We start from the raw sequence: 24,119 nt of genomic DNA, 5'->3' as shown, positions 1-24,119 counted from the left end.
CGCCGCCACCCGCGGCGGGGCCGGGGCAGACCCGTATCGGCTGCCTCGCCATGTGCGGCGGGGCCGGGGCAGACCCGTATCCGCTCCCGCCGTCGCCGTCCCGGTATCCGCTCCCGCCGTCGCCGCCTCAGCGGAGCCAGGGCAGGTCGGCGTCCACGCGGTCCGGTTCCAGTCCCGCCGCCAGGGTCCGCATGATCTCCCCGAGCCGGGACACCTGTTCGTGCGTGAGCCGGTCGAACATCGCCTGGCGGACGGCGGCGACATGGCCCGGCGCCGAGCGCCGCAGCATCGCGTGTCCCTCCTCGGTGAGGACCGCGTTCTGGCCGCGCTTGTCGGTCGGACAGTCCTCCCGGCGCACCCAGCCGTTCTTCTCCAGCCGGGCGATGGCGTGCGAGAGCCGGGACCGGGTGATCTTGGCGTCCTTCGCCAGCTCGGTCATCCTGAGCTGCCCGCCGGGCGACTGGGAGAGCTGGACGAGCAGCCCGTAGTAGACGTGCGGCATGCCCGCGTCCCGCTGCAACTGGCGGTCGAGGTGGTCCTCCAACAGCGTGGTCGTCTGGAGGTAGGCACGCCAGACGCTCTGCTCGTCGTCGGTGAGCCACCGTGTGCCGGTCGTGGGTGCCGTGGTCATGGGCCCACTGTACGACCTTTCCTTGAAAGTTGAACTAGATGGGGTTAGGCTCGCCGCTGGAACTTGAAGATTCAAGAAGCTGTCGCGCGGGAGGTTCTCCGGGAGCCGGACAGGGTCCGCCGGAGGAGAATCGTCACCAGTCGCAGCGGATGGGGAGCGCCATGACCGACACCACCGAGCGCATGCCCGCGCTCTACCTCTCCCACGGCGCCCCGCCGCTCGCCGACGACCCGGTGTGGACGGGGGAGCTGGCCGCCTGGTCCGCGGACCTGCCCCGGCCGCGCGCGATCCTGATCGTCTCCGCCCACTGGGAGGAGGCCCCGCTCGCGATCGGCGCCACCACGACGGTGCCCCTCGTCCACGACTTCTGGGGCTTTCCCGAGCACTACTACCAGGTGCGCTACGCCGCCCCGGGCGCCCCGGAGCTGGCCGAGGACGTCCGCAAGCTGCTGCGCGCCGCCGGTACCCCGGTCCAGGACATCCCGGACCGGGGCCTCGACCACGGCGCGTACGTCCCGCTGGTGGAGATGTTCCCCGACGCGGGCATCCCGGTCCTCCAGATCTCCATGCCCACGCTCGACCCGCGCAGGCTGATGGACATCGGCCGCAAGCTCGCCCCGCTGCGGGACGAGGGCGTACTGATCGTCGGCAGCGGCTTCTTCACCCACAACCTCGCCGCGCTCCGCCACGCCGGGGGCGGCACCCCGGGCTGGTCGGCGGAGTTCGACGACTGGGGGAACCGGGCCCTTCAGGCGCAGGACGTCGACGCGCTGCTCGACTTCGAGCACAAGTCCCCGGCCGGCCGCCTCGCCCATCCTCGTACCGAGCACTTCGCGCCACTCTTCGTGACGCTGGGCGCCTCCGAGGGCGAGCTCGACCGGGGCCGCAGCGTGATCGACGGCTTCTGGATGGGGCTGGCGAAACGTTCGGTCCAGTTCGGCTGAGCCCCGCGGCACCGCGGTTCAGAGCGGCTTCTCGAACCAGCTCACGTCCCAGTACCGCCCGAACTTCCGCCCCACCTCGGTGTACGTGCCGAGCGGGCGGAAGCCGAAGGCCGCGTGGAGGCGCCCGGACGGCTCGTTCGGCTGGGTGATGCCCGCGTACGCGCGGTGCAGGTCCTCACCGGCCAGCGCCTCGAAGAGCGCCGTGTAGAGCAGCGTCCCGATGCCCCGGCCCGTAGCGTCCGGCGCGCAGTAGACGCTGACCTCCACCGAGGTCCCGTACGCCGCCTTGGGGCGGAACGCGCTGCTGGTGGCGTAACCCAGCACCCTGCCCGGCACCCCGTCGCCGCCGTCCGCCGTCGTACGGGTGTCCTCGGCGACGAGCAGGCGGTGCGGGCCGCGGTCCGGATGGGCGCGCAGCCAGGGCATGCGCTCCTCGGGGGTGAACGGGGTCACGTCGAAAGTGAGCGCGGTCTCACGGACGTAGTGGTTGTACAGGTCCGTGAGGGCCCCCAGATCACCCTCCGTACCAGGTCTGACCTGCGTGTCCGTGGGTATGCGGGACATCTGTCCTCCTGTCGGCGGCCGACAGGGTACTGCATGATCGCGAAACTGAAGCCGGTGCTGGGGAATTCTGTCCGGATTCCAGTCGTTGTTTCCATCGGATGCAGGGCACCCGAAAGGGTGTCGCGACCTACTCAGCAAGGGAGCACGCATGGCAACCCGTGCCGTCGCCCGTCGTTCGTCACCCACCGGTGGGACCGAACGGGCCCGCAGTGTTCGCGGTGGAAGCGGAGAGATCGCCGACCGCGACCTGGTCGGCATGTACCTCGACGAGATCGCGCGAACGCCCCTGCTCGACGCCGCCAAGGAGGTCGAGCTGTCGCAGGCAATCGAGGCGGGTGTGTACGCCCGCAAGATCCTCGACGGTGAGGTCGAGAGCGACGCAGGTGGGGCGAAGCCCGAGGAGCTGGAAGCGCTGTTCGACGAGAGCGAGCGCGCCAAGGACGTCTTCATCCGCTCCAACCTCCGTCTCGTCGTCGCCGTGGCCCGTCGCTACCCGCGCGCGGGTCTGCCGCTGCTCGACCTGATCCAGGAGGGGAACGCCGGCCTGGTGCGCGCGGTCGAGAAGTTCGACTACGCCAAGGGCTTCAAGTTCTCCACGTACGCCACCTGGTGGATCCGTCAGGCCATCACCCGCTCGATAGCGGACCAGTCGCGCACGATCCGCCTCCCCGTCCACCTGGTGGAAGAGCTGGGCCGCATCCGCAGGGTCCAGCGCGAGTTCAACCGTGAGCACGGACGCGACCCGGAGCACGCGGAGATCGCCGCGGAGCTGGACTCCAACACCGAGCGGGTCAGCAACGTCCTGGACTGGGCCCGCGACCCGGTCAGCCTCAACATGCCGGTCGACGACAACGGCGACACGCAGTTCGGCGACCTGCTGGAGGACACCTCCGCCGTCTCGCCCGAGCAGTCCGTGATGTCGCTGCTGCGCAGCGAGGAGCTGGAGGAGCTGATCGGCAAGCTCGACAACCGCACCGCCTCCATCATCCGGATGCGTTACGGAATCGAGGACGGCCGTGAGCGGACGCTGACCGAAGTGGGCAAGGAACACGGTCTGACGCGTGAGCGGATCCGCCAGATCGAGAAGCACGCGTTGGTCGAATTGAAGCGAATGGCGCGCGACACGGGCTTTGACGCTGCGGCGTGAGCCAATAACCCGTAATCTCCCCATCAAGCCGGTTCGCACCGGCCCGACGACCGGTCTTCGCACCGGTCCCATGAACCGAGTCCCGGCGCCCACCCCCCCCGGCGTCGGGGCTCGCTCATGTCCGGGGCAGGACGGGCGGGGCCGGGCCCGGTTCTCCGGGCCCCTGCGGCAGGCGCGCCCGACCGGCAGGCGCGCCCGACCGGCAGGCGCGCCCGACCGGCAGGCGCGCCCGACCGGCAGGCGCGCCCGACCGGCAGGCGCGCCCGACCGGCTCAGCAGATGCGGGTGCGGTGCTCCATCGCGTCGCGGGCCGTCTGCTCGTCGGTGTAGACCTCGCACATGTGGCGGCCGTCCTCGGTCGCCGTGTGCTCGACCTCCCAGAGGCTGGTCTCGCTGCCGTCGAGCAACAGGAACGCGTGCTCGTAGAGGGTGAACCCGGCGTCGTGGCCGCCCACCCGGAACTGCCGGCCGAAGATCTGGGTGATGTGGTGGGCGAAGGCCGAGCGCAGCAGCCGGGCCGTGGCCCCGCCCGGACGGTCCGGGTTCTCCGCGCGGCGCAGCACCCGGCGTGCGTGGTCGGCACTGTTGTCGGGGGCGTACGTCCGGGGCGACGGCCCCGAGGGGGCGGCCATCAGGGCGTTCAGGGCGTCCAGGTCGACGGTCGGCGCGTCCTCGGTGAACGCCGGGGCGTCCGCGAACACGCCGGTGACCCGGGCGGCGGCGACGTGGGCGTCCGCCTCCTCGTCGTACAGCTCGTGCTCCCGGGTGGCGGGTGCGTCACGGCCGCCGCCGTGCACCAGCTCCCAGAGACTGAGCGCGCTGCCGTCGGTGAGCAGGTAGGTGTGGCGGTACGTCTCGCGGTGCAGCTCCGCGCTGTGGTGCGAGGAGTGCAGGGTGCTGCTGTGCGCGAGTGCCGTGCCGAGCCGTTCGACCGTGCTGTCGGGCAGGTCGAAGGAGTTGAGGGCCCGTCGCAGGAGTCGGTCGAGGTGCTGCTCGGTTGTCTCGTACGGATCGCTCAAGGTGCTGTCTCCAGGCCGTTGCCGCATGTGACGTGGTGCGTGCTTAACGTAGTCCCTGGCTCCGACATCGTCGCCGGGGTTGGAAAAAACGTGGGACGGCGACGGAAAGTTCCCGCCTCTGCCGAAGACACGGCCGAACTCCCCGCCGACCGGGGTGAGTCGGCGCCCGGTCCGGCGCCGACCCGGTGCGTGACACCTTTCACGCAGGAGGGGTGAGGGTCCAGAGTCCTGCGCTTCGTCCTGGTGCCGGGCCCCACCGGCGACCCCGGCGACATCGGCGGTGCCGCCGCTTTCGCCGCCTCCCTCGGCAACGTCTCCCGCCTCGACGTGCTGCCCTTCCACAAGCCGGGGGGAGCGGAGGCGGGCGCCCGCCATGCAGGGGATGCGCTCACCCAGGCGAGGCCTAAAACAGGGTAAAACTACCCATAGGTACCTACGGTGGTCGAGTGACCGAGCCACCAGAAGCCTCCGCCGCACCACCTACGCCCGGTGATCCCACCTCCTCGTCCGGCGTCTCGGCGCGGGTGACCACCGACGCGCCGCCCCCGTCCGGTCCGGTCGGTGCCCTCCGCAAGGCGGCAGCCGCCCTGCCCGGGTCCGTCAACGCGCGGGCGACCATGGTCGGCGCGGCCGTCTCGGCCCTGCTGATCCTCGCGATCGTCCTCGGCAGCCGACTGCTGGTGAACTTCGACTCAGCCCTGCTCCCCTACGCCGTCGCCAGCGTCTTCCTGGCCTTCGGCGTCGCCTACCGCTACACGGTCTGGATCTCCGCCCCCGGTGCCGCGCGGCTCTTCAAGCAGGGCTGGCGCAGCCTCTTCTCCGCCGAGAACTTCCGTCAGGCCCCCACCGCCCTGCCGAAGATGATCGCCACCTACCTCGGGTTCCAGAAGTTCCTCGGCGCTCGCTCGCACGCCCGCTGGGCCGCCCACCAACTGATCTTCTGGGGCTGCGTCCTGGCCGCCCTGATCACCTTCCCGCTGATCTGGGGCTGGTTCACCTTCACCTCGGGGTCCGGTTCCGGCCCCGGGTACGAGATGCGGATCTGGGGCTTCAAGATCCTCGGCTTCGACTCGCTCAGCTTCATCGGATGGGTGATGTTCCACGGCCTGGACCTCGCGGCCGTCCTCGTCATCCCCGGCGCCTCGTACTTCCTCTGGCGCCGCATGAAGGACCGCGGCGCCAGCACCGGACAGCGCTTCGGCTACGACCTGATCCCGCTGATCGCGCTGATCGTCATCTCCGTCACCGGACTGCTGCTCACCTTCTCGTCGATCTTCCTGCACGGCGGAGGCTACGAGTTCCTCGCCGTCCTCCACATGGTCGCCGTGGTCTTCACCCTCATCTACATCCCGTTCGGGAAGTTCTTCCACATCGTCCAGCGCCCGGCCGCCGTCGGCATGCAGCTGTTCAAGTACACCGCCCGCCAGGGGGACGAGATCTTCGCCTGCCGGCGCTGCGGACAGGACATCGACACCGGGCCCTACGTCGAGAACCTCCGCGGCACCATGCGCGACCTGCGGCTCGACTTCGACGAGTGGGCCGAGTACTGCCCGCGCTGCAAGCGGGTGCTGCGCGGCAGCGCCTACCTCACCCACGTGAAGAAGGGCTTCAAGTGACCGCGGACCCGCGAGCCGCCGACCACGGCGCGGCCGTTCCCCCCGTTTCGTCGGGCCACCGTGCCGCCGTGCCCCTCGACCCCTCCCTCGCCCCTCCCGGCACCCGCGCGTTCCGCGACGCCGGAGGCATTCCCGCCGACCAGTGGCACGCCGACCAGGACGGCGAGACCCTCGTCCCCACCCACTGCTGCTTCTGCGGCGTCCAGTGCGGGATGTACCTGCGGGTCGACCGCGGCGGCAAGGTCTTCGGCGTGGAACCCCGCAACCACGACATCAACCGGATGCGGCTCTGCCCCAAGGGCATCAACGCCTACCAGCAGGTCAACCACCCCGACCGGCTCACCGCCCCGCTGATGCGCCGCTCCCGCGACGAGGAGTTCGCGGAGGTCTCCTGGGACGAGGCGCTCGCCTTCACCGTCTCCGAGATCCGCCGCATCCAGGAGATGTACGGGAAGGACGCGTTCGGCCTCCTCGGCGGCGCCAGCCTCTTCTCCGAGAAGACCTACCTGGTCGGCAAGTTCGCCCGGGTCGCGCTCAGGACCAAGCACGTCGACTACAACGGCCGGCTCTGCATGGTCAGCGCCGCCGGGGCCAACAAACTCGCCTTCGGCATCGACCGCGCCGGCAACCCCTTCTCCGACATCCTGCTCACCGACTGCCTGCTCATCGCCGGCTCCAACCTCGGCGAGTGCTTCCCGGTGCTGACCCAGTACGTCTGGGGAGCCCGGGACCGGGGCGCCAGCCTCATCGTCGTCGACCCGCGCGAGACCGCCGTCGCCCGCACCGCCGACATCCACGTGGCGCTCAAGCCCGGCACGGACTCGGCGTTCTTCAACTCCGTGCTCAGCGTGATCGTCGAGGAGGGGCTCACCGACGAGGAGTACCTCGCCGAGCACACCACCGGCTGGGAGGAGGTGAAGGCCAAGGCGGCCGAGTACCCGCCGTCCCGCGCGGCCGGGATCTGCGGCGTTCCCGCCGAGCAGATCGTCCAGGTCGCCCGGACCTTCGCCCGCGCACCCAAGGCCATGGCATGGCATGCCCGGGGCATCGAGCACCACTCGCAGGGGGTCGAGAACTGCCTCACCGTCATCAACCTCTGCGCCGCCACCGGCCACATCGGCAAACCCGGCGCCGGATACGGAACCCTCACCGGCCAGGGCAACGGCCAGGGCGGTCGCGAGCACGGCCAGAAGGCCGACCTGCTGCCCGGCGGACGTTCCATCCTCGACGAGGAGCACCGCCGCCAGATCTGCGAGGTCTGGGGCATCGAGGAGTCCGAACTCCCCACCGCCGGCACCTCCATGATGGAGATGGTCTGGCAGATGCAGCGCCGCGAGATCCGCGGCCTGATCGGCATCTGCAACAACCCCTTCGTCTCCCTCCCGAACTACCGGGTGGTCAAGGAGGGGTACGACGCCACCGAGTTCCACGCCCAGTTCGACTTCTTCCTCTCCGAGACCGCCGCCAACGCCCACGTGGTCTTCCCCGTCACCACCTGGGCCGAGGACGACGGCGTGATGGCCAACGCGGAGGCCCGCGTCGTCAAGCACAACAAGGCGCAGGAGCCGCCCCCCGGCGTCCGGACCGATACGTGGGTGATGTGCGAACTCGCCCGGCGCCTCGGAGCCGGCGACAAGTTCGCCTTCGCCGACTCGCGCGAGGTCTTCGAGGAGCTGCGCACCGCCTCCCGGGGCACCGTCATCGACTACTACGGCATCACCTACGAACGGCTGGAGGAGACCGGAGGCATCGCGTGGCCCTGCCCCACCACCGACCACCCCGGCACCCCCCGCCTCTTCGAGGACGGCCGGACCTACCACGAAGACGGCAAGATCCACCTCCAGGTCGTCGAGTGGCACCTGCCGATGGACCCGTACAGCGACGAGTTCCCGATGTCCCTCACCACCGGGCGCACCGTCGCGCACTTCCTCTCCGGCAACCAGACCCGCCGGCTCGGCGCCCTCGTGGAGCAGACGCCCCGGCCCTGGGCGGAGGTCCACCCGTCCCACGGCTTCCGCACCGGCGAACCCGTCCGGGTCGTCACCCGGCGAGGCAGCGAGGTCTTCCCCGCCCTCGTCACCGAGGCGATCCGCCCCGACACCGTCTTCCTGCCGTACCACTGGCCGGTCCCCACGTCCGCCAACGCCCTCACCATCGACGCGCTCGACCCCCGCTCGAAGATCCCCGAGTACAAGGTGTGCGCCTGCCGCATCGAGCACGCCTCCGAGCTCGACACCGTGCCCTCGCCGCCCGTCGCCCCCGGACACGTCGCGTACCCGGAGACCCAGGTCTCCCGGACCGACCCGCTGCCCCCCACGTCCCCGCAGGGCCGTGGCACCTCGGAGAGGAGCTGATGCCCCGTGATGGGCAGAACGATCTTCATCGATCCCGGCCGCTGCATCGGCTGCCAGGCCTGCGTCTCCGCCTGCCGCGAGTGCGACTCGCACCGCGGCAAGTCGATGATCCACCTCGACTACACCGACGAGGGCCGGTCCGTGGCCTCCCTTCCGACCGTCTGCATGCACTGTGAGGACCCCGTCGCCCCGTGCGCCGAGGTCTGCCCCGCCGACGCCATCCTCGTGACGGCCGACGGCGTGGTGCAGCAGGCCGACACCACCCGCTGCATCGGCTGCGCCAACTGCGTCAACGCCTGCCCCTTCGGCGTACCCAAGATCGACCTCGGCGCGAAGCTCCAGCTGAAGTGCAACCTCTGCTACGACCGCACCGCTTACGGCCTCGCCCCCATGTGCGCCACCGTCTGCCCCACCGGAGCCCTCTTCTACGGAACCGTCGAGGAGCTCCAGGCGGAGCGCCCGGGGGTCCAGGTCGCCGACACCTTCGTGTTCGGCGAGACCGAGGTACGCACCGGAGTCGCCATGGTCGTCCCCGCGGACAAGGTCCAGTGGCCCGTCCCCGGCGGGCTGCCCGTCGTCGAGATCAACGGTAAGGACGTCCGCCGATGAGCGTCACCGAACAGCCCCCGGGCAACGAACGGCCGCCCACCGGCGGCGACCCCCGCGAGGCCCTGCACGACCGGATCTCCGCCGACGCCCTCACCACCCGCCGCGACTACCTCCGGATCGTCACCACCGTCTCCGGCGGCCTGGCCGTCGGCGGCATCGGGGTGGCCGCCGGCATCCTGCACCGCCACGGCGACACCGACGACGGCAAGCCGGCCCGGCCCAAGATGATCGCCTCCCGGCTGCTCCCCGGCGAGTCCCTCGCCTTCCGCTACCCGGGCGAGGAGGACCGGGCGGTGGCCGTACGGCTCGACGACGGCACCCTCGTCGGCTACTCCGCCATCTGCACCCACCTCGCCTGCGCCGTGCTGTGGCGGAAGGACCGGGGTACCGAGGGCGAGTTGTACTGCCCCTGCCACGAGGGCGTCTTCGACGCGCGCACCGGCGAGGTCACGGCCGGCCCGCCGCCGCGCGGGCTGCCCAAGGTGGTCGTCACCGAGGAGGCGGACGGCAGCGTCTGGGCGATCGGCACGACCCGGTCCGGCGAGTCCATCGAGGAAGGCGTCTGCCGCCAGCTCCGGGAGACCAAACCCGGCCTCGCCGGCCGCCTCGACTGCCCCGGCACCGCCGACGGCGTCGAAGCACCGGGCCGGGGCGGGAACGGGGGCGCCGAGCCACCGGAACGCACCGGAACGGCGTCCGCGCACCGCGCCCGTGACACGGAGACGGGGGGCCGGGCGTGACCGGGGAACAGCCGCCCGAGGGCCCGGCATACCCGGACTACCACCCGGGGAGTGCCCGGCCCGAACTCAACCGGCCCGTCAAGGAGCGCTACCCGCAGATCCGGCCCACCAGCGGCTACGGCGACCCCCGGGTCCGGCACACCGGGCCCGGCCCCGGGGCCGGCACCGACCAGGAGCCGGAGCGGTCCGCCAAGCTGACCGCCCGACTGGTGCTGGCGATGACCGTGGTCGTCGGCCAGCTCTGGGGCCTGCTGGTGATCATCGACGAGTGGATGGAGGGCAACACCGGGACCGCCTGGTGGGGTGCGGGCTTCCTCTGCCTGTCGTTCGTGGTGGTCCTCGGGCTCTGGTGGCTGGACCCGAAGGACCGCTGACCGGGGCGCGGGGGCCGGTGCTCCCGCCGCCGTACCCTGGAGGCATGAGCACCGTCCCCGCCCCTGGACCCAGCGAGCCGCAGCCGAAGAACCCCGAGCGGCCCGAGTCGGCGCGGCCGAAGCCGAAGCCGGAGCAGGCCAGGCCGCGGCCGAAGCTGGACTTCGGCGATCCGCTGGATCAGCAGTCGTCCGACGACACGGACCAGGGCTGGGGAGGCCGGCCTTCGGCCGGTGGCGGCGCCGCGGACCTCGCCCGCTTCCTCGAAGAGAAGCCCCCGCACCACATCTGAGCCACCGGCCCGGCGAAGTCCCGGGCCGTGCGAGGGCCGTGACTCCGGGCGGCGCGAGGGCCGTGGCCGCGCCGTCACGCATCGGACACCGCCACCAGCAGCTCGCCCGACGCATGGGCTCCGGCCAGGGCCACCGCCGTCTCGCGGGTCACCGACAGCATCACCAGCGCGCCCCCGCCGGGATCGCCCCCGCCCGGATATCCGCCGCCCGGGTCTTCCCCGCCGGAGGGCGGCGGCCAGTCGGCGCGCGCCGTGCCCGGCCCGTGGGCGCCCGGGACGCGGCGTACCCGTACATCGCGCGCCACCACCCGGGCACCGTCCCCGGACGCCGGAGCGGAGATCACGTCCACCCGGTCGCCGGGACGCAGCAGCCGCACCGTCGCCGCGTCCGTGATCCGCACCGGCGCGGACACCAGACGGACCGGTGGACGCGCCCGCTCCGGACCCGCCGCGCTCGCGGCCCGGCCCTGCGCGGCACCCAGGCCCGACGCGGCGAGAGCGGCTGCCACCAGCGCGAAGCCCGCCGCGAGGGCGCGCTGCCGGCCGTACAGCGCGCGTCGCAGACGGAGCGTGCCGCCGCCGCCCCGCACCCGCAGCGGCGGGAAGTCCGGGACCGCGCACCGGGGCGGTACGGGTGACGGGAGCCGGGCGGTCCCGCCGGGACGTGCCCACCCCGGGGCGGCCTGGGCGGGGGCGGTCCGGGCGGGCCCGGCGGCGGAGTCCGGGTACGGGGCCGCGGGGCCCACGGGCGGACGGGTCGTCGTGTTCGGGAACATGGCGTCACCTGCGGTGTGTACGGAATGCCCGCCGGACGTCCCGGCCGGGCCCCCTCACCCTCCCCCGTGAGCGCGGATTCCGCTGAGGCCTGTGGACCGTCCACCGGTTGTGGAAAAGTTCGCCACCCGCAGGGGTGAAACGGACCCGGGCCCCCCGGCGCCGAGCCCGCGCCCCTGCGGCTACGGCAGCGCGATCCCCGTGTCGAGCCCGTCCAGCGCACGGGCGCACACACAGTCGCGGTTCTCCTCGGAGGGCAGTCGGCCCACCGCGTCGAAGAGCACCGAGCGCAGCCGGTCCACGTTCTCGGCGAACACCTGGAGCACCTCCTCGTGGGAGACCCCCTCACCCGCCTCGGCCCCCGCGTCCAGGTCCGTGACCAGGGCCATCGTGGAGTAGCAGAGGCCCAGCTCACGGGCGAGCACCGCCTCGGGGTGGCCCGTCATCCCCACCACCGACCAGCCCATCGCCGCGTGCCAGCGCGATTCCGCGCGGGTCGAGAAGCGCGGCCCCTCGACCACCACCAGCGTCCCGCCGTCCACCGCGTCCCAGTCCTGTCCGCGCGCGGCGGCGAGTGCGGCGGCGCGCCCCCGGGGGCAGTACGGGTCGGCGAATCCGAGGTGCACCACGTTCGGCACCGTGCCGTCGGGCAGCGGTTCGCCGTCGTAGTAGGTCTGGGTGCGCGCCTTGGTGCGGTCGACCAGCTGGTCCGGGACGAGCAGTGTGCCCGGGCCGTACTCGGGCCGCAGCCCGCCGACCGCGCAGGGGCCGAGCACCTGGCTCACACCGAGCGAGCGCAGCGCCCAGAGGTTGGCCCGGTAGTTGATGCGGTGCGGCGGAAGGTGGTGGCCGCCGCCGTGCCGGGGCAGGAAGGCGACCCGGCGACCGGCGATGTCGCCCAGGAACACGGAGTCGCTGGGGTCCCCGTACGGCGTCTTCACCCGGACCTCGGTGGCATCGTCCAGGAAGGAGTAGAAGCCCGAACCCCCGATGATGCCGATCTCCGCGCGGGGCCCGGAGGCCGCGCCCGGCACCGCCGCCGAACCCGTACCCGCACCAGTGCTCATGACGTCCCCCCCGGCCCGGCGCGTACCCGCGTCCGTGATCGTGCCTGCGTTCACCATGCTGTCAGGCTAGGGCGTGTGCCGAAAGTCCCGCCGGACCCGCCCTCCGGACGGACGGCGGGTCCGGCGGGACTTTCGGCACACGCCCTGACGGGAGACAGCACGAGGACTCCGCCGAGGTGATCGGCGGAGTCCCGGTGAAGCTGTGTACGTGGTGGAGCTGTCTGGTGCGGCCCGTCTCAGGCGGCCGAGCCGCTCGACGAGGTCGAGGAGGCCGACGAACCGGCCGACGACGAGGCCGAAGCGGTGGAAGCCGAAGACGACGACGAGCCGGAGTCGGAGCCCGACGAGGACGACGACTTCGAAGCGGAGTCGGACGACTTCGTGGACGGCGAAGCAGGGGTGCTGCTCGACGACGATCCACGACTGTCGTTCCGGTAGAAACCGGAACCCTTGAAGACGATGCCGACCGCGGAGAACACCTTCTTGAGGCGTCCATTGCAGTTCGGGCACACGGTCAAGGCGTCATCGGTGAACTTCTGCACCGCCTCAAGGCCTTCGCCACATTCGGTGCACTGGTACTGATAGGTCGGCACTTGCTCCTCCTGGCACTCTCACTCAGTGAGTGCTAACGACGTTCCATACTGACCTATTCCGTGGAATCAGTCCACCGTGACCGGCTCCCGGTGACCGATCCCACGTGCCACGGCCCGCGCGGACGCGGTCGGCAGAAGCCGCGAACGCAGGATCAGCAGGGTCGCCAGCGCGAGCACCGTGGCCACCAGCGGCACGACGAATCCGCTGCTCGCGCCCCGTTCGTCGGCCAGCCGGCCGGCCACCGTGACGGCCGCCGCCTGCCCCAGGGCCACCGAGCCGGTCAGCCAGGTGAAGGCCTCGGTCCGGGCGGAGGCCGGGACCAGCGCGTCGACCAGGGTGTACCCGCTGATCAGCGCGGGCGCGACGGAGAGCCCGACCAGGAAGCCGAGCCCGGCCATCAGCGGCGCGGAGTGCACCGCCCAGAGCGCGGACGCGGTCAGGGTCAGGGCGGCGTACCCGACGACGAGTCTGCGGCGGGGGCCGCGCTTCCAGGCGACGGCGCCGCAGACGATCCCGGCCAGCATGTTGCCGGAGGCGAAGACTCCGTACAGCAGGCCGTTCACCCCGGGGTGGCCGATCTCCTCGGCGAAGGCGGTCAGCGAGACCTGCATGCCGCCGAAGACCGCGCCGATGCCCAGGAAGGTGACGGCGAGCACCCGGACGCCGGGGACCGCGAGGGCGGAGGTACGCGGCGCGGAGTCCGCGGTGGGGGAGTGCGGGGCGGGCTCGGTGGAGCGCCGCGCCGCGAAGAGCGCCCCGCCGAGCAAGGTCAGCGTCGCTTCGGTGACCAGCCCGGCCGCCGGGTGCACGCCGGTGCAGAGCGCCGTGGTGAGGACCGGCCCCAGGACGAAGGTGAACTCGTCGGTCACCGATTCGAACGCGGCGGCGGTCGCCATCAGCGGGGAGGCCGGACGGCCGGGTGCGGGCCCCAGCAGCGCCGCCCAACGGGCGCGCACCATGGGGCCGATCTGCGGGATCGAGGCACCGGTCGGTACGGCGGCGGCGAAGAGCGCCCACAGGGGCGCGTGCGCCAGCGCGAGCGCCGTCAGTGCGCCGACCGACACCGCGTGCACCAGTACGCCGGGCAGCAGCACGGTCCGCTGCCCGAACCGGTCCGCCAGCCGGCCGCTCTGCGGGGCGAACAGGGCCATCGAGACACCGGAGACGGCCGCGACGGCGCCCGCGCTGCCGTAGGAGCCGGTGGTGTGCTGGACGAGCAGGACGATGCCGATGGTCAGCATCGCGAAGGGCTGCCGGGCGGCGAAGCCCGGGAGCAGGAAGGTCCACGCACCGGGGGTGCGCAGGAGTTGCCCGTATCCGGGACGGACGGGGACCGTGGACGCCACGGCCGTGCCTTTCTGCCGCCTGGTGGCACCGCGCCCGGGGTACGGGGGCTGCCGAGAGCTGTCCTCTTCGCGCGGAACTGCGGTAGATGCCGGGCGTCCCGCTCAAGGAGTGCGGAGCGACGCCACGACCGCCATACGGTCGCGCCAGCTCTGCATCAGACAGAGTTGGTCGATCAGGTCGGCCTCATGTTACAGCCGGAAGTCGCGGCGACCAGGGGCGGCGGGGAAGCGGTACGGGGAGCACGGCGGCGTACGCACCGCGCCGCACGGCGTACGCACCGCGCCGCACGGCGTACGCCAGGGCGAGTGGTCCCACAGGACCGCGGACCGGTCGTATACGGACCGGTGCGGCCGTGCCGTGTCCGACCGCTCCGTCAGCGTCGTGCGGTCGGCCCCTCCGAGTGGTCGCCCGCCCCCGGCCGATCCCCGCCCCCGTGACGTTCCGGGCGCTCGGGGTGCTCGGCGCGCCCCGGGCTCTTCCGGTCCCGCGCGGGCGCGCCCTTCGCCGAGGCCCGCCCGCCCTGCCCGGCGGCCCGCCCGCCCGGCTCCGGCCGCCCCGCCTTCTCCGTACGCGCGCCCTTCTCCCGCCGCCCGTCCTTCTCCGGACGCCCCGGGGCGTCCGCCACGCGGGCGGCCCCTGCCGCTCGGGCCGCCGCCGCGCCGCCCCGTCGGGCCTTCGGTTCGGGCGCGGGCCCGTCCGCCGCGCCGCTGAGCCGCTGCATCGTGTTCGCGAGCCGGTCCAGGTGGGTGGCCCGGGCGAGCCGGGCCACGGCATCGCCGTCCGCCGCGCCGCCCGGACGCTGCCCCGCGCCCAGCCAGCCGGCCAGCTTGCCGCCCTCGCCGACGGCCCGGAGCCGGGCCTCGGTCGCGTCGCGCACCGGGTCGGTCGAGACCACCAGGAGTTCGTCGCCGCGCCGCAGCACGGTCGCGGGGGCGGGTACGAAGCTCGTACCGTCCCGGACCACCAGGGTGACGGCGGAGCCGGCCGGGAGGCGCAGCTCGCCCACCTCCACGCCGTGCATCTTCGACCTCGCCGGGATCGCGACGGAGAGCAGGTGCCCGCGCAACCGCTCCAGGGGGGCGGACTCGATGCCCAGGTCGGCGGCTTCGGAGGGGTCCTCGGCGATCTTCAGCGCCTTGGCGAGCCAGGGCAGCGTCGGGCCCTGGATCAGTGTGTAGACGATGACCAGCACGAAGACGATGTTGAAGACGCGGGTGGAGCCGTCGATGCCGGCCACCATGGGGATGGTGGCGAGGATGATGGGGACGGCGCCGCGCAGTCCCGCCCACGACATCAGGGTCTTCTCGCGCTTGGGCAGCCGGAACGGCGCCAGGCTCAGGAAGACCGAGAGCGGCCGGGCCACCACGGTGAGCACCAGGCCCACGACCACCGCGGGCCAGAAGTCGTCGAGCAGGTCGTGCGGGGTGACGAGCAGGCCGAGCAGGACGAACATGCCGATCTGGGCGAGCCAGCCGAGCCCGTCGGCGAAGCCCCGGGTGGCCGGCCAGTGCGGCAGTTTGGAGTTGCCGAGCACCATGGCGGCCAGGTACACGGCGAGGAACCCGCTGCCGTGCGCGATGGCGCCCTCGGCGTACGCCGTGACCGCGATGGCCATCACGGCGATCGGGTAGAGGCCGGAGGCGGGCAGCGCGACGTGGCGGAGCGCGTAGGCGCCGAGCCAGCCGGCGGTGAGGCCGATGGCCGCGCCGATGGCGAGTTCCAGCGCTATCTCGCCGATCAGGACGTACCAGTGCTCGACCGGGCCGATCGTGGAGAACGCGAGGACGAGGATGACCACCGGGGCGTCGTTGAAGCCGGACTCGGCCTCCAGCACACCCGTTATCCGGGAGGGCAACGGCACTCTGCGGAGTACGGAGAAGACGGCGGCCGCGTCCGTCGAGGACACGACCGCGCCGATGATGAGCGCCTGCTTCCACTCCAGCCCGACGAGGTAGTGGGCCCCCGCCGCGGTGACTCCCACGCTGATGCCCACGCCCACGGTGGAGAGCACGGCCGCAGCCGGAAGCGCGGGCCTGACCTCTTTCCATTTCGTGCCCAGTCCGCCCTCGGCGAGGATCACTACCAGGGCGGCGTAGCCGATCACCTGGGTGAGTTCCGCGTTGTCGAACTGGACGTCGAAGATGCCGTCCTGTCCCAGCGCGATGCCGATCCCGAGGTACAGGAGCAGGCTGGGGAGCCCGCTGCGTGACGAGATCCGGACCGCCGCCACCGCGACGAGCAGGACGAGCGACGAGACCAGCAGGAGTTCGTTGAGCGTGTGGACAGTCAGGGCGCGCTTCCTTCCCCGCGTACGACCGCCGGGCAGGTTCCCGGCGGGTAGGTACTTCGTTACCTTACCTAATCTTTAACGCTTTCTTGACGCCTTCGATTTTGTGTACGACCTGTGTGCGGATGACCGCAGCCCCCCACCGCGTCCGAGTCGGATCGGCGCTGCGCCTATGGTTGCCCTTGCACTCCCAGGACCACCCTGCCCCGCGAAGGACAGCGATGCCCGCCAACACAACCGTCTCTGCCGGTCCTTCCGCTGCGAAGAAATCCGGCCGGAAGAAGGGGCGACGCGCCCGCCTCATCGTGATCGTCCTGGTCCTGGCGCTGGTCGCGGGCGTCGGGTACGGCGCGTACTGGTCCGTCGCCACGGTCCGGGCCTCGTACCCGCAGACCACAGGAACGATCGAGGTCCCCGGCCTGACCGGAGACGTCGAGGTCAAACGCGACGACTACGGCATCCCCCAGGTCTACGCGGACACCGACGCCGACCTCTTCCGCGCCCAGGGCTTCGTCCAGGCGCAGGACCGCTTCTACGAGATGGACGTCCGCCGTCACATGACGGCCGGGCGGCTCTCCGAGATGTTCGGTTCCAGCCAGGTGGAGACCGACTCCTTCCTCCGCACGCTCGGCTGGCGGAAGGTCGCGCAGGAGGAGTACGACAAGGTCCTCAGCGCCGACACCAAGAAGAACCTCCAGGCGTACGCGGACGGCGTCAACGCGTATCTGAAGGGCAAGGACGGGAAGGACATCTCCGTCGAGTACGCGGCGCTGAACCTGACCAACGACTACAAGCCCACCGAGTGGACTCCGGTCGACTCGGTCGCGTGGCTGAAGGCGATGGCCTGGGACCTGCGCGGCAACATGCAGGACGAGATCGACCGCTCGCTGATGACCAGCAGGCTCACGGCGAAGCAGATCGCGGACCTGTACCCCGAGTACCCGTACGACAAGCACGAGACGATCGTCGGCGAGGGCGCGGTCTCCTCCGCCACCGGCGAGTTCGACCCGGACGCCGAGGCGAGCGACTCGACCGTGGACGGGGACACCGTCACCGGTGCCACCGAGGGACTCAATACCCAGCTCGGCGCGCTCTCCGACACCCTGGACGAGATCCCGGCGCTGCTCGGCCCGAACGGCAACGGCATCGGGTCGAACTCCTGGGTCGTCTCCGGCTCCCACACCACCACCGGCAAGCCGCTGCTGGCGAACGACCCGCACCTGGCGCCGATGCTGCCCTCGCTCTGGTACCAGATGGGGCTGCACTGCCGCGAGGTCTCGGCGAAGTGCCAGTACGACACCGCCGGATACACCTTCTCGGGCATGCCCGGGGTGATCATCGGTCACAACCAGGACGTCGCCTGGGGGCTCACCAACCTCGGTGCCGACGTGACCGACCTCTTCCTGGAGAAGGTCTCCACCGACGGCTACCTCTACGACGGCAAGACGGTCCCCTTCACCACCCGTGAGGAGACCATCAAGGTCGCCGGCGGAAAGAGCCGGAAGATCACCGTCCGCGAGACCAACAACGGCCCCGTCGTCTCGGACCGGAGCGGCGAGCTGGAGAAGGTCGGCCAGAAGGCCCCGGTCGCCGGCGCCGCCCCCGACCGCGCGTCCGGGTACGCCGTCTCGCTCAAGTGGACCGCGCTCCAGCCCGGCCACTCCATGGACGCCGTCTTCGAGCTGGACCGCGCCGACGACTTCGCGTCCTTCCGCGAGGCCGCCGAGCACTTCGAGGTCCCCTCCCAGAACCTCGTCTACGCGGACACCAAGGGCAACATCGGCTACCAGGCACCCGGGTGGATCCCGGTCCGCAAGTCCGGTGACGGCACCATGCCGATGCCCGGCTGGTCCTCGAAGTACGGCTGGGAGAAGGACCCGATCCCCTTCAGCGAGCTGCCGTACGAGTACAACCCGGAGCGTGGCTACATCGTCACCGCGAACCAGGCGGTCGTGGACGAGAAGTACCCCGAGCTGCTCACCAAGGACTGGGGCTACGGGACCCGCAGCCAGCGCATCAACGACCTCATCGCGTCGAAGATCAAGGGCGGCGAGAAGATCTCGACCGACGACATGACGAAGATGCAGATGGACAACACCAGCGAGATCGCCGCGCTGCTGGTGCCCAAGCTGCTGAGCATCAACATCGCCGACAAGGACGTCCGCGAGGCGCAGAAGCTGCTGGAGGGCTGGGACTACACCCAGGACTCCGACTCGGCCGCCGCCGCGTACTTCAACGGCGTCTGGCGCAACATCCTGATGCTGGCCTTCGGCGACAAGCTGCCCAAGGAGATGCGCGTCGAGGGCGACTGCATCTACGTCACCCGGGCCGACTCCACCGGGCCCGTCGACGAGCAGAACAAGCTCGTCCGTGAATGCGGCCAGCGCGACGCCGACTCGGCGCAGCCCGACGGCGGCGACCGCTGGAACGAGGTCGTCTCCAAGATCCTGGACGACGAGGACAACGACTGGTGGAAGGTTCCGGCCCAGGGCCGCGAGACCGCCATCAACAACCGCGACCAGCTGTTCGCCCGTGCCATGGACGACGCCCGCTGGGAGCTGACCGCCAAGCTCGGCAAGGACATCTCCACCTGGAGCTGGGGCCGGCTGCACCAGCTGACGCTGAAGAACCAGACCCTCGGCACCTCCGGTCCCGGCCTGCTCCAGAAGGCCTTGAACCGCGGTCCGTGGAACCTCGGCGGTGGCGAGGCGGCGGTCGACGCCACCGGCTGGAACGCGGCCGGCGGCTACGACGTCATCTGGGTGCCGTCGATGCGGATGGTGCTGAACGTCGGTGACTGGGACAAGTCCCGCTGGATCAACCTGACCGGCGCCTCCGGGCACGCGTTCAGCGCGCACTACACCGACCAGACGGACAAGTGGGTCAACGGCGAACTGCTCGACTGGTCCTTCGGCGCCGACGCGGTCAGCGCCTCGACGGCCGAGACGCTGACCCTCAAGCCGGCTGCGGCCACCGGCTGACCCGGGGCCGGAGCGCGCGGCGGCCGGTCACCGGCCGAAGCGGCGGGTTCCGGCCGGAGTGACGACGGCGTCCACGGGGTGGTCGTGCGGTTCCGCCGGAACCCGCGCGACCACCTCGTCGTCGTACAGCAGCACCACCAGCGCCGGATGCGCCCCCGCCGCGGCGAGCCGGGCCAGCACCCGGTCGTAACTGCCCCCGCCCCGGCCGAGCCGCATGCCCCGGGTGTCGGCCGCGAGGCCGGGCAGCAGTACAGCGTCCGCGTCGAGGACGGCCGGAGGGCCGAGCCGGGGGCCGCCGGGTTCGAGCAGCCCGCGTCCCGCCTTCAGCAGCCGGTCCGGACCCTCGTACACCGCCCAGTCCAGGTCGTCGTCGGGCAGCAGCACCGGCAACAGGACGTGTACGCCCCGTGCCCGCAGCAGGTCGAGCAGCGCGCGGGTACCCGGCTCGCTCCCCACCGACACATAGGCGGCGACGGTCCGGGCACCGGAGAGTTCGGGCAGGGTGAGCGCGGTACCGGCCAGGGCGGCGGCGGAGCCGGCGAGTTCCCCGGTGGTCAACGCCGCCCGCGCGGCGAGGAGCTCACGCCGCAGGGCGGTCTTCGCGGACGGGGCGTCGGACGACTCGTCGGTCATAGGAAGCTCACACTTTTCTCATATGGGTGCGTATGACCACAAAGTTAACCAGTGGATCATCGTCCGTTCGTACGCAACCGTTATGGTTCAGCGCATGACTGAGTCGACACCCAGGATCAGCAAGGCCGTCATCCCGGCCGCAGGTCTGGGCACCCGCTTCCTGCCGGCCACGAAGGCCACTCCCAAGGAGATGCTGCCCGTCGTCGACAAGCCGGCCATCCAGTACGTCGTCGAAGAAGCCGTCACGGCGGGTCTCTCCGACGTACTGATGATCACCGGACGGAACAAGCGTCCGCTGGAAGACCACTTCGACCGGAACTACGAGCTGGAATCCGCGCTCACCCGCAAGGGGGACGACGAACGCCTCTCGAAGGTACAGGAGTCCAGCGACCTCGCCACCATGCACTACGTCCGCCAGGGCGACCCCCGCGGCCTCGGCCACGCCGTGCTGTGCGCCGCCCCGCACGTCGGCGACCAGCCGTTCGCGGTCCTCCTCGGCGACGACCTCATCGACCCGCGCGACGCGCTGCTGGCGCGGATGGTGGAGGTCCAGGAGCGCGAGGGCGGCAGCGTCGTCGCGCTGATGGAGGTCGATCCGGAACAGATCCACATGTACGGCTGCGCCGCGGTGGACGGCACCGCCACCGACGACGTCGTCCGGGTCACCGGCCTGGTGGAGAAGCCCGACCGGGCCGACGCGCCCAGCAACCTCGCCATCATCGGCCGGTACGTGCTCGACCCCGCCGTCTTCGACATACTCCGACGGACCGAGCCCGGCCGGGGCGGCGAGATCCAGCTCACCGACGCCCTCCAGCTGCTCGCCGCGGACGAGAAGATCGGCGGGCCCGTGCACGGCGTCGTCTTCAAGGGGCGCCGATACGACACCGGCGACCGGGGCGACTACCTGCGGGCCATCGTGCGGCTCGCGTGCGAACGCGAGGACCTGGGCCCGGACTTCCGTACCTGGCTCCGCCGTTACGTCAACGAGGAGATGTAGCACTGTGAGCAGCACGATCTGGTCGGTCGACGAGCACCTCGCCGACATCCTGGGCGCTGTCGGGCCGCTCGAACCCATCGAGCTGCAACTGGCCGACGCTCAAGGGTGCGTACTGGTCGAGGACGTCGTGGTGCGGATCGCGCTGCCCCCCTTCGACAACAGCTCCATGGACGGCTACGCGGTCCGGGTCGCCGACGTCACCGGGGCGAGCGAGGAGTTCCCCTCGGTGCTCACCGTCGTCGGCGACGTGGCGGCCGGCAGCGACGGGCTCCCCGACGGCGGGGCGGTCGGCCCCGGCCAGGCCGCCCGTGTCATGACCGGCGCCCCGCTGCCCAAGGGCGCCGAGGCGGTGGTCCCCGTCGAGTGGACGGACGGCGGTACGGGCGAGGGACCCGCCGCGACCATGCGCGCCCACCGGGATGCCCCCGAGGGCGCGAGCGGTGAGGTCAGGGTGTACCGCGCCGCCGAAGCCCGTGCCCACGTCCGGGCCTCCGGCAGCGATGTGAAGCCGGGTGACCTGGCCCTCGCGGCCGGGTCGGTCCTCGGGCCGCCGCAGATCGGCCTGCTCGCCGCGATCGGCCGCGCCACGGTCAAGGTCCGCCCCCGCCCCCGCGTGGTCGTCGTCTCCACCGGCAGCGAACTCGTCCAGCCCGGAGAAGAGTTGGCGGGCGGACAGATCTACGACTCCAACAGCTACGCGCTCACCGCCGCCGCCCGCGACGCCGGTGCCCTCGCCTACCGCGTCGGCGCGGTCACCGACGACGCCGAGACCCTCCGCACCACGATCGAGGACCAGCTCATCCGGGCCGACCTGGTGGTCACCACCGGAGGCGTCAGCGTGGGCGCGTACGACGTCGTCAAGGAGGCGCTCTCCTCGGTCGGCGACGAGGACGAGCCCGGCAGCGGCATCGACTTCCGCACACTCGCCATGCAGCCCGGCAAGCCCCAGGGCTTCGGCTCCATCGGCCACGACCACACCCCGCTGCTGGCTCTCCCGGGCAACCCGGTCTCCGCCTACGTCTCCTTCGAACTCTTCGTCCGCCCGGCGATCCGCGCGCTGATGGGCCTGGAAGAGGTGCGCCGGCCCACCGTCCGCGCCGCCCTCACCACCTCAGTGCCGCTCACCTCCCCGGCCGGGAAGCGGCAGTTCCTGCGCGGCACCTACGACGAGGTGTCGGGCACCGTCGTCCCCGTGGGCGGCTCCGGCTCGCACCTGATCGCCGCGCTGGCGCGGGCGGACGCGCTGATCGTGATCCCCGAGGACGTCACCTCCGTGGAGCCCGGCACGGAGACCGAAGTGGTCCTGCTCCGCTGAGACGGCCACGGTGGCGGTACGGTGTCTGCCGCTGCCTCACCGGGGGACGTACCCCGGGCCCCCGGCCCGCACTCCGGTGCGGGCCGCGCGGGCGAACGGCGCCCTACCGCTAGGCGGAGTGAGTTGAGTACGCAGAACAGGCTGACGCACATCGACGAGGCTGGCGCGGCCCGCATGGTCGACGTCTCGGCGAAGGACGTCACGGCGCGCGTCGCCCGGGCGAGCGGCCGGGTCCTCGTCTCGCCGCGGGTGATCGAACTGCTGCGGGGCGAGGGAGTCCCCAAGGGCGACGCCCTCGCCACCGCGCGGATCGCCGGGATCATGGGAGCCAAGCGCACCCCCGACCTCGTCCCGCTCTGCCACCCGCTCGCCGTCTCCGGCGTCGAGGTCGACCTGAGCGTGGCGGACGACGCCGTCGAGATCAGCGCCACGGTGAAGACCACGGACCGCACCGGCGTCGAGATGGAGGCGCTGACGGCGGTCACGGTCGCCGCGCTCACGGTGATCGACATGGTCAAGGCGGTCGACAAGGCGGCCGTCATCACCGACGTACGGGTCGAGGCCAAGTCCGGCGGCAAGTCCGGCGACTGGGTACGCCCGGAGCCGAGCGGAGCGGACGCGTGAGCGCCTCCGGCTTCCCGCCCGCCGGCGGCGACCCGTCCGAGGGCCCCGGCCCGGCCCCGTACACCGCCCTCGTCATCACCGCCTCCAACCGCGCCGCCGCGGGTGTCTACGCCGACAAGGGCGGACCGGTCCTCGTCGACGGACTCACCGCTCTCGGCTTCGCCACGGACGGACCGCTGGTCGTGCCGGACGGCGAACCGGTGGAGCTGTCGCTGCGCGCCGGGATCGCCACCGGCTACGACGTCATCCTGACCACGGGCGGCACCGGCATCTCGCCCACCGACCTCACTCCGGAGATGACCCGGCGGGTGCTGGACCACGAGGTACCCGGCATCCCGGAGGCGATCCGCGCCGAGAACCGCGCCGCCGTGCCGACCGCGGCGCTCTCCCGAGGGCTCGCCGGGGTCGCCGGGCGCACGCTGATCGTGAACCTGCCCGGTTCGACCGGCGGGGTGCGCGACGGGCTCGCCGTCCTCGGCCGGATCGTGACGCACGCCGTCGACCAACTGCGCGGCGGCGACCACCCCCTGCCCGGGAGCCCGTCCTGAACGCGCCCCTCTGGCCGGTGCTCCTCAAGGACGGGGAGGTGACGCTGCGGCCGATACGCCTGCGCGACCAGAACGTCTGGCGCGAGGTCAACCGCCGCAACCGCGACTGGCTCCGCCCCTGGGAGGCCACCGTCCCGCCGCCCGTCCCCGGTGGCCCGGTGATCCGCCGGCCCACGTACCGGCAGATGGTCCGGCACCTGCGCTCCGAGGCGAGAGCCGGCCGGATGCTGCCGTTCGCGATCGAGTACGAGGGCCGTCTCGTCGGCCAGTTGACCGTCGCGGGCATTACCTGGGGCTCGATGTGTTCGGCGCACATCGGCTACTGGGTCGACCAGGACGTCGCGGGTCGCGGTGTCATGCCCACCGCCGTGGCACTCGCCACCGACCATTGTTTCCGCCGGGTCGGGCTGCACCGCCTCGAGATCTGCATTCGCCCCGAGAACAGGCCGAGCCGCCGGGTCGTGGAGAAACTCGGATTCCGCGAGGAAGGGCTGCGCCCCCGCTATCTCCACATCGACGGCGCCTGGCGGGACCACCTCGTCTACGCGCTCACGTCGGAGGAGGCGGCCGACGGGCTGCTACGGCGCTGGCACCGGTCGAGGCCGGGGACGCACACCCCATAAATCAAATGCACGTTCGAAATGAACGCCTTGTTGTCGCATTA

Annotated in this window: 23 protein-coding genes and 1 pseudogene; 15 read left to right on the top strand and 9 right to left on the bottom strand. The window is 71.8% G+C overall.

The window, feature by feature from the left end:
* Positions 1 to 127: 127 nt before the first annotated feature.
* The gene (locus tag OHT52_RS11280; protein ID WP_328720010.1) at positions 128 to 631 is read right to left on the bottom strand and encodes a MarR family winged helix-turn-helix transcriptional regulator; all 504 of its coding nucleotides are present in this window, start codon (positions 629 to 631) and stop codon (positions 128 to 130) included.
* 161 nt (positions 632 to 792) lie between these two features.
* Between OHT52_RS11280 and OHT52_RS11275 the strand changes: the two genes are divergently transcribed.
* On the top strand, positions 793 to 1,575 hold the full coding sequence (locus OHT52_RS11275; RefSeq protein ID WP_328720009.1) for a dioxygenase family protein: 783 nt from the start codon (positions 793 to 795) through the stop codon (positions 1,573 to 1,575).
* A gap of 18 nt (positions 1,576 to 1,593) precedes the next feature.
* Here OHT52_RS11275 and OHT52_RS11270 read toward each other — a convergent pair whose 3' ends face one another.
* Positions 1,594 to 2,139 carry a GNAT family N-acetyltransferase gene (locus OHT52_RS11270; protein WP_328720008.1) on the bottom strand — a complete coding sequence of 182 codons (546 nt, stop codon included), beginning with the start codon at positions 2,137 to 2,139 and terminating at the stop codon, positions 1,594 to 1,596.
* 148 nt (positions 2,140 to 2,287) lie between these two features.
* On the opposite strand from OHT52_RS11270, the gene OHT52_RS11265 reads away from it, so the two are divergent.
* Complete coding sequence (locus tag OHT52_RS11265; RefSeq protein WP_328720007.1) at positions 2,288 to 3,286, top strand: sigma-70 family RNA polymerase sigma factor; 999 nt, start codon at positions 2,288 to 2,290, stop codon at positions 3,284 to 3,286.
* A gap of 272 nt (positions 3,287 to 3,558) precedes the next feature.
* Here the strand turns inward: OHT52_RS11265 and OHT52_RS11260 are convergent, their stop codons facing one another.
* Positions 3,559 to 4,305: a DUF6227 family protein gene (locus OHT52_RS11260; RefSeq protein ID WP_328720006.1), complete on the bottom strand. Its 747-nt coding sequence runs from the start codon at positions 4,303 to 4,305 to the stop codon at positions 3,559 to 3,561.
* Positions 4,306 to 4,548: 243 nt separating this feature from the next.
* Here OHT52_RS11260 and OHT52_RS11255 point away from each other — a divergent pair, with 243 nt between their 5' ends.
* Genes OHT52_RS11255 through OHT52_RS11225 form a run of 7 tightly spaced genes read left to right on the top strand, consistent with a single transcriptional unit; the run spans position 4,549 to position 10,288 of the window.
* Entirely contained in the window at positions 4,549 to 4,722 is a 174-nt protein-coding gene (locus OHT52_RS11255) for a hypothetical protein (RefSeq protein ID WP_328720005.1), read from the top strand.
* A 29-nt stretch (positions 4,723 to 4,751) separates the two neighbouring features.
* The gene (locus OHT52_RS11250) at positions 4,752 to 5,921 is read left to right on the top strand and encodes an MFS transporter (protein WP_328720004.1); all 1,170 of its coding nucleotides are present in this window, start codon (positions 4,752 to 4,754) and stop codon (positions 5,919 to 5,921) included.
* Positions 5,918 to 8,275, top strand: coding sequence for a molybdopterin oxidoreductase family protein (locus tag OHT52_RS11245; protein ID WP_443046551.1), 2,358 nt, complete (start codon positions 5,918 to 5,920; stop codon positions 8,273 to 8,275). The genes OHT52_RS11250 and OHT52_RS11245 overlap by 4 nt, the downstream gene beginning before the upstream one ends.
* 6 nt (positions 8,276 to 8,281) lie before the next feature.
* Positions 8,282 to 8,884 carry a 4Fe-4S dicluster domain-containing protein gene (locus tag OHT52_RS11240; protein ID WP_328720002.1) on the top strand — a complete coding sequence of 201 codons (603 nt, stop codon included), beginning with the start codon at positions 8,282 to 8,284 and terminating at the stop codon, positions 8,882 to 8,884.
* Positions 8,881 to 9,624, top strand: coding sequence for a Rieske (2Fe-2S) protein (locus OHT52_RS11235; RefSeq protein WP_328720001.1), 744 nt, complete (start codon positions 8,881 to 8,883; stop codon positions 9,622 to 9,624). The genes OHT52_RS11240 and OHT52_RS11235 overlap by 4 nt, the downstream gene beginning before the upstream one ends.
* On the top strand, positions 9,621 to 9,998 hold the full coding sequence (locus OHT52_RS11230) for a hypothetical protein (RefSeq protein WP_328720000.1): 378 nt from the start codon (positions 9,621 to 9,623) through the stop codon (positions 9,996 to 9,998). Before OHT52_RS11235 ends, OHT52_RS11230 begins: the two co-directional genes overlap by 4 nt.
* Before the next feature lie 44 nt (positions 9,999 to 10,042).
* Positions 10,043 to 10,288: a hypothetical protein gene (locus OHT52_RS11225; RefSeq protein WP_328719999.1), complete on the top strand. Its 246-nt coding sequence runs from the start codon at positions 10,043 to 10,045 to the stop codon at positions 10,286 to 10,288.
* 74 nt (positions 10,289 to 10,362) lie between these two features.
* On the opposite strand, the gene OHT52_RS11220 is transcribed toward OHT52_RS11225, so the two are convergent.
* From OHT52_RS11220 to OHT52_RS11200, 5 genes and pseudogenes are all read right to left on the bottom strand, one after another.
* Positions 10,363 to 11,064 (bottom strand): hypothetical protein, encoded by a 702-nt coding sequence (locus tag OHT52_RS11220; RefSeq protein ID WP_328719998.1) that lies wholly within the window; start codon positions 11,062 to 11,064, stop codon positions 10,363 to 10,365.
* Positions 11,065 to 11,244: 180 nt separating this feature from the next.
* On the bottom strand, positions 11,245 to 12,129 hold the full coding sequence (locus OHT52_RS11215; protein ID WP_328723695.1) for an S-methyl-5'-thioadenosine phosphorylase: 885 nt from the start codon (positions 12,127 to 12,129) through the stop codon (positions 11,245 to 11,247).
* Between the two features lie 236 nt (positions 12,130 to 12,365).
* Positions 12,366 to 12,722, bottom strand: a complete 357-nt coding sequence (locus tag OHT52_RS11210; protein WP_328719997.1) for an FmdB family zinc ribbon protein — start codon at positions 12,720 to 12,722, stop codon at positions 12,366 to 12,368.
* A 66-nt stretch (positions 12,723 to 12,788) separates the two neighbouring features.
* Positions 12,789 to 14,069, bottom strand: a complete 1,281-nt coding sequence (locus tag OHT52_RS11205; protein ID WP_328719996.1) for an MFS transporter — start codon at positions 14,067 to 14,069, stop codon at positions 12,789 to 12,791.
* Between the two features lie 791 nt (positions 14,070 to 14,860).
* A pseudogene (locus OHT52_RS11200) lies at positions 14,861 to 16,300 on the bottom strand (potassium/proton antiporter); the annotation flags it as partial.
* A 278-nt stretch (positions 16,301 to 16,578) separates the two neighbouring features.
* Between OHT52_RS11200 and OHT52_RS11195 the strand changes: the two are divergent.
* Positions 16,579 to 19,338 carry a penicillin acylase family protein gene (locus tag OHT52_RS11195; protein ID WP_328719995.1) on the top strand — a complete coding sequence of 920 codons (2,760 nt, stop codon included), beginning with the start codon at positions 16,579 to 16,581 and terminating at the stop codon, positions 19,336 to 19,338.
* 27 nt (positions 19,339 to 19,365) lie between these two features.
* Here OHT52_RS11195 and OHT52_RS11190 read toward each other — a convergent pair whose 3' ends face one another.
* A complete protein-coding gene (locus tag OHT52_RS11190) occupies positions 19,366 to 19,971 on the bottom strand; it encodes a 5-formyltetrahydrofolate cyclo-ligase (protein ID WP_328719994.1) in 606 nt (201 codons plus the stop codon).
* Between the two features lie 94 nt (positions 19,972 to 20,065).
* On the opposite strand from OHT52_RS11190, the gene galU reads away from it, so the two are divergent.
* The 5 genes from galU to OHT52_RS11165 all read left to right on the top strand — a co-directional run bounded on the left by galU (position 20,066) and on the right by OHT52_RS11165 (position 24,078).
* Entirely contained in the window at positions 20,066 to 20,968 is a 903-nt protein-coding gene (gene galU / locus OHT52_RS11185; RefSeq protein ID WP_328719993.1) for a UTP--glucose-1-phosphate uridylyltransferase GalU, read from the top strand.
* Positions 20,969 to 20,972: 4 nt separating this feature from the next.
* A complete protein-coding gene (glp, locus tag OHT52_RS11180; RefSeq protein WP_328719992.1) occupies positions 20,973 to 22,283 on the top strand; it encodes a molybdotransferase-like divisome protein Glp in 1,311 nt (436 codons plus the stop codon).
* A 123-nt stretch (positions 22,284 to 22,406) separates the two neighbouring features.
* Entirely contained in the window at positions 22,407 to 22,907 is a 501-nt protein-coding gene (gene moaC, locus OHT52_RS11175; protein WP_328719991.1) for a cyclic pyranopterin monophosphate synthase MoaC, read from the top strand.
* On the top strand, positions 22,904 to 23,455 hold the full coding sequence (locus OHT52_RS11170) for a MogA/MoaB family molybdenum cofactor biosynthesis protein (protein WP_328719990.1): 552 nt from the start codon (positions 22,904 to 22,906) through the stop codon (positions 23,453 to 23,455). Before moaC ends, OHT52_RS11170 begins: the two co-directional genes overlap by 4 nt.
* A 17-nt stretch (positions 23,456 to 23,472) precedes the next feature.
* Entirely contained in the window at positions 23,473 to 24,078 is a 606-nt protein-coding gene (locus OHT52_RS11165) for a GNAT family N-acetyltransferase (RefSeq protein ID WP_328719989.1), read from the top strand.
* Positions 24,079 to 24,119 lie beyond the last annotated feature (41 nt).

Source organism: Streptomyces sp. NBC_00247, assembly GCF_036188265.1.
Lineage (GTDB): Bacteria > Actinomycetota > Actinomycetes > Streptomycetales > Streptomycetaceae > Streptomyces.
This window is presented reverse-complemented; position numbering and strand designations above follow the sequence as displayed.

Bases quoted from the DNA above. Each gene is read 5' to 3' on its own strand.
- OHT52_RS11280 (WP_328720010.1), bottom strand. From the start codon at position 631: ATGACCACGGCACCCACGACCGGCACACGGTGGCTCACCGACGACGAG.
- OHT52_RS11275 (WP_328720009.1), top strand. From the start codon at position 793: ATGACCGACACCACCGAGCGCATGCCCGCGCTCTACCTCTCCCACGGC.
- OHT52_RS11270 (WP_328720008.1), bottom strand. From the start codon at position 2,139: ATGTCCCGCATACCCACGGACACGCAGGTCAGACCTGGTACGGAGGGT.
- OHT52_RS11265 (WP_328720007.1), top strand. From the start codon at position 2,288: ATGGCAACCCGTGCCGTCGCCCGTCGTTCGTCACCCACCGGTGGGACC.
- OHT52_RS11235 (WP_328720001.1), top strand. From the start codon at position 8,881: ATGAGCGTCACCGAACAGCCCCCGGGCAACGAACGGCCGCCCACCGGC.
- OHT52_RS11225 (WP_328719999.1), top strand. From the start codon at position 10,043: ATGAGCACCGTCCCCGCCCCTGGACCCAGCGAGCCGCAGCCGAAGAAC.
- OHT52_RS11220 (WP_328719998.1), bottom strand. From the start codon at position 11,064: ATGTTCCCGAACACGACGACCCGTCCGCCCGTGGGCCCCGCGGCCCCG.
- OHT52_RS11215 (WP_328723695.1), bottom strand. From the start codon at position 12,129: ATGAGCACTGGTGCGGGTACGGGTTCGGCGGCGGTGCCGGGCGCGGCC.
- OHT52_RS11195 (WP_328719995.1), top strand. From the start codon at position 16,579: ATGCCCGCCAACACAACCGTCTCTGCCGGTCCTTCCGCTGCGAAGAAA.
- OHT52_RS11190 (WP_328719994.1), bottom strand. From the start codon at position 19,971: ATGACCGACGAGTCGTCCGACGCCCCGTCCGCGAAGACCGCCCTGCGG.
- galU (WP_328719993.1), top strand. From the start codon at position 20,066: ATGACTGAGTCGACACCCAGGATCAGCAAGGCCGTCATCCCGGCCGCA.